Here is a 4,296-nt window from a genome sequence, read left to right as displayed (position 1 = left end):
GCGGATCCCTCCACCCCCCCCTCCCTACAGCCCCCCGTTGCCGGTATGTTGTGCGCCCCCTGGGCGGCGGCGGGGCTGCTGGCGCCGCTGGCCGCGCTGGCCAGTCCGGCCGGCGACGCGCTGCGCCGGCTGCAGAGCGACGACATGGTGACGCGCAGCACCACGCTGGGAGACCTGGGCATCAACGAGCCCGTCGTCCTGTCCAACAGCGATGCGCGGCAGGAGTTCTATCTGCCGGTCCCGCGCGGTGTGCCGGTCACGGACGCGCGGCTGGATTTCGATGCGCGCTACACCAAGGGCGAGCCGGGCCGGACCAGCATGGTGCTGTGGTTGGACGGCGTGCCGCAAACGGCGCAGCGCGTCGCCGATGGCGAAGGCTCGGCCAGCCGGACGCTCGCCGTCGAACGCCGCACGCGCGATTCGGGTTTCTTGCGCGTGGGCGTGGACTGGCAGTCCGACATCGCGCTGCGCCACTGCGAAAGTAACCGCGCCACGGGCAATGCGCTGACGATCTCGCCGCAGACGCGGCTGAGCTACCGCTATGACGCGTCGGCAATCAACAGCCTGGACGACGCCTGGGGTTCGCTGCCGGGCAAGCCCGTGCTGATGGTCGCCAGCCGCAAGCTGGACCAGCAGGCCTTCGACAGCGCCTGGCGCCTGGGCGTGGCAATGGAGCGCAGCGGCAAGCGCGTGGCGGTCCGGGCTTTCCCGGCGGTGGGCGAAGAGGTCGACACGCGCGGTCTGCAGGCCCCGGCCGGACTGGGACAGGTGCCGGCGTTTGCCGCGCTGACCGGCAAGGAAACGCACAAGCTCGCCAACCCCGCCGAGATCGGCGCCCTGCTGGTGATGGGCGCGCCGGCCGTCGCCGGAGACGTGGTGATTGCCGATGCCGCGCTCAGCTCGAAATACAAGGAAGCGCTTGACGCGTTGCAGACGCAGCTTGCGTCCGATCCCGATGCGGCGGACGCCTTCAAGGCGTGGCGCCAGCAGCGCATGCCCCTGGCGGGCGCTGGACTGGCGTCCAAGGAAATCCGCCTGGTGTCGCTGGGCCGCCAGGCGGTGATCGCCGTCGCGGCCGATGCGGGCGCGCAAGGCGCCGGCGTTTTCGACACGGCCTGGCGCCGCATCCTGGCAAGCCGCCAGGTGCAGGTGCAGACCGCCCTTCCCCCGCAGTCCATGCAGGATGGCGGGGTGCGCCTGTCGACGCTGGGCGGCTCGTCGGCGAGCTTTGATGTGGTGGCACGCGGGGACTGGAACGCGTCGTTTCCGCTGGCCGCCGTGACCACCGACGGCCGCGTGCCGGATGAACTGATCATGGACGTGGCAGCGGCGCCGGGGGCCTCGTCCACACGCCCCGTCGCATCCGTCTTCTGGAACGGCATCCTGCTGGGCGCCAAGCAGCTGGAGGCCGACGGCCGGCCAGAACGCCTGACGGCGCGGGTGCCCGGCTATGCGCTGGGCGTGACGAACGCGGTGCGCGTGACCTTCCAGCGCCAGCCCGTGTCGGTCGATTGCAACGAGATTCCGCAGGGCTATCCCGTGAACGTGCTGCCGACCAGCTACGTGAAGCCCGGCAAGGCGCAGCCGGACGGCACCTTCGTGGGCCTCTTGCCGCTGATGGCGGGGTCGCCGCAGGTGCTGATTCCGGACAGCTATCTGGCGGACGCGCCCGACAACATCAAGCGCGTCATCGGCATCGCCGCAGCCAGCGGGGTGTCGGCCACGCGTGCCGAACTGTCCGTGTCGCCCGCCGGCCAGGCCGTCAAGCCGGCCCGCGCGTTCCTGGCAATGGAGCTGCCGGTCGACGGCGCCAAGCCCGCCGTTCAGGTCAATGAACGCAAGCAGCTCAAGGTGGCCGGCAAGGACACGACCTTGCTGGACATCTCGGGGCTGACGCAACTGAGCACCGCGGAAGTCGTCAGCGCCGGCGGCCAGGAGGGCGTGCTGTGGCACACGCTGGGCGAGCAGCCCGGCATGACCGATGCGCCGTTTGTGCTGAATCGCGGCAACATCGCGATCATCGGCGCGGCGGGGCCTGTTGCGTGGATCGACAGCGCCAACCCCGACGCGAGCCACCCGCCGGGCGCGGGAGAAAGCGCCTTCTTCGAATGGCGGCGCTACATCTCGTGGAGCGTGCCGGCCATCAGCATCAGCCTGCTGGTGCTGCTTCTGTTCCTGATCTTCGCCATGCGCGTCGCCCGCAGGAAGCGCAAGGATCCCCAATAAGGCCACGGCGTCATGTCCTCGCTCTACTGGCCCTACCTGATCGCGGATTATTACCGCGGACTGGAGGTTGTGACCGCCGTGGTCGGCGTGATCATCCTCCTGTCCAGCCTGGATGACCTGTTCATCGACGGCTGGTACTGGGTGCGCGAGCTGCGGCGGTCGCTGACCATCAAGCGCCGCTACACGCCGTTGACCGCCGCGCAGCTTCGCGCCAAGGAAGAGCAGCCGCTTGCAATCATGGTGCCGGCCTGGCTGGAGTACGACGTGATCGCGTCCATGCTCGAGACGATGGTGTCGACGCTGGAATACAAGAACTACATGATCTTTGCCGGCACCTACCAGAACGACGAGCGCACGATCAACGAAGTGGAACGGATGCGGCGCCGCTACCGGCAGCTGGTCCGTGTGGAGGTGCCGCATGATGGTCCGACCTGCAAGGCCGATTGCCTGAACTGGATCGTGCAGGCGATCTTCGCGCAGGACGCCAAGCAGCCCGTGCCCTTTGCCGGCGTGATCCTGCATGACAGCGAAGACGTCCTGCATCCGCTGGAGCTGAAGTACTACAACTATCTGCTGCCCCGCATCGACTTCATCCAGCTGCCGGTGACGTCGCTGGAACGCCATTGGTACGAGTTGGTGGCCGGCACCTACATGGACGAGTTTGCCGAATGGCACACCAAGGACCTGGTGGTGCGCGAAAGCCTGTCGAAGATGGTGCCGTCGGCGGGCGTGGGCACGTGTTTTTCGCGCCGCGCGCTGGTGGAGCTGGCGGCCGAGACGAACAATCAGCCGTTCAACACCGACACGCTGACCGAGGACTACGACATCGGCGCGCGTCTGGCCCAGCGCGGCATGCGTCAGATCTTCGGCAAGTTCCCGGTCGAGTACGTGACGCGGCGCCAATCGTGGTTCGGCCTGGGCAAGGAACAGGTCGCCCACCTGCGCATGCCGCTGGGCGTGCGCGAATACTTTCCCAACACCTTCCGCACCGCGTACCGGCAAAAGGCGCGTTGGACGCTGGGCATCGGACTGCAGGGCTGGCAACAAGTGGGTTGGACGGGGTCACTCGCGACCAAATACCTGCTCTTTCGCGATCGCAAGGGCCTGGTGACGTCCTTCATCGCCATCCTGGCCTATGTGCTGCTGGCCAACTTCTTCGTCTTCTACCTGGCCGACCTGTTTGGCTGGTGGACGGTGTACTACCCCTCGTACTTCCGGCCCGGCGGCTGGCTGGTGACGCTGATGTGGGCCAATGCCGTCGCCCTGCTGCTGCGCGTGGTGCAGCGCGCGTACTTCGTCGGCCGCATGTACGGCTGGGAGCACGCGCTGCTGTCGATACCCCGGATGATCGTCGGCAATTTCATCAACGCCATGGCGGCGGCCCGGGCATGGCGTCTGTTCATCGGCCATCTGATCACGGGCAAGCGGCTGGCGTGGGACAAGACCATGCACGACTTCCCGTCCACCGATCAGTTGGCGCAGCAGCGCCAGCGCCTGGGCGAGCTGCTGCTGTCGTGGCAGGCCATCGACCAGTCCACGCTGGAGCAGGCGCTGGAGATACAGGCGCGCGAGAAAAAGCCGCTGGGCCAGATTCTGACGGAACAGGGGTGGCTGGACGAAGGCACGCTGACCGAAGCCATCCAATTCCAACAGGCCGGACAAGGCGAGCCCCCGGCCGCGCCCGCCACCAAACCTTCCCCCCCATGATGTCCTTTCCTCGCTCGCTCGTTCTGTCCGCGGCCCTCGCCTGCGCCTGGGCCGCGGCGCCCGTTGGCGCGCAGACCCAGCCTCGGGCCGAAGCGCCGCTGGAAGGCGCGGCCTGGCAGTTTGCCGACGAGGGCTACAAGAACTACGACGCCGGCAACTATGCGCTGGCGCAACAGCAGGCGGAATCGGCCATCGTGCTGCGCCCGGACGTGGAGCGCCTGCGCCTCTTGCTGATCTACGCGCTGCAAAAGCAGGGCAAGCTTGCCGAAGCCGACAAGGCCGCAGCCGACGCCATCGCCAGCGGGCTGGACTCGCCGGCCCTGCGCCAGGCGCGCGCCTTCTTTAATCATGCGGCGGCCACCG

The 4,296-nt window shown here is 67.9% G+C and carries 2 protein-coding genes and 1 pseudogene; all 3 read left to right on the top strand.

Features of this window, described 5'->3' with window-relative positions; translation table 11 throughout:
* Positions 1-45: 45 nt before the first annotated feature.
* Positions 46-2,226 carry a cellulose biosynthesis cyclic di-GMP-binding regulatory protein BcsB gene (locus tag B3446_RS08070; protein ID WP_291379569.1) on the top strand — a complete coding sequence of 727 codons (2,181 nt, stop codon included), beginning with the start codon at positions 46-48 and terminating at the stop codon, positions 2,224-2,226.
* Positions 2,227-2,238: 12 nt separating this feature from the next.
* Positions 2,239-3,933, top strand: coding sequence for a glycosyl transferase family protein (locus B3446_RS08065; RefSeq protein ID WP_191576653.1), 1,695 nt, complete (start codon positions 2,239-2,241; stop codon positions 3,931-3,933).
* Positions 3,930-4,296 (top strand): annotated as a pseudogene (locus B3446_RS08060) (hypothetical protein); the annotation flags it as partial. The gene B3446_RS08065 and the pseudogene B3446_RS08060, both read left to right, overlap by 4 nt.

The sequence above is a fragment of the Achromobacter sp. UBA5777 genome (assembly GCF_002418565.1).
Taxonomy (GTDB): Bacteria; Pseudomonadota; Gammaproteobacteria; order Burkholderiales; family Burkholderiaceae_B; genus Achromobacter; species Achromobacter animicus.
Note: the sequence above shows the minus strand (reverse complement) of the source record. Positions and strands in the feature narration are given on the sequence as shown.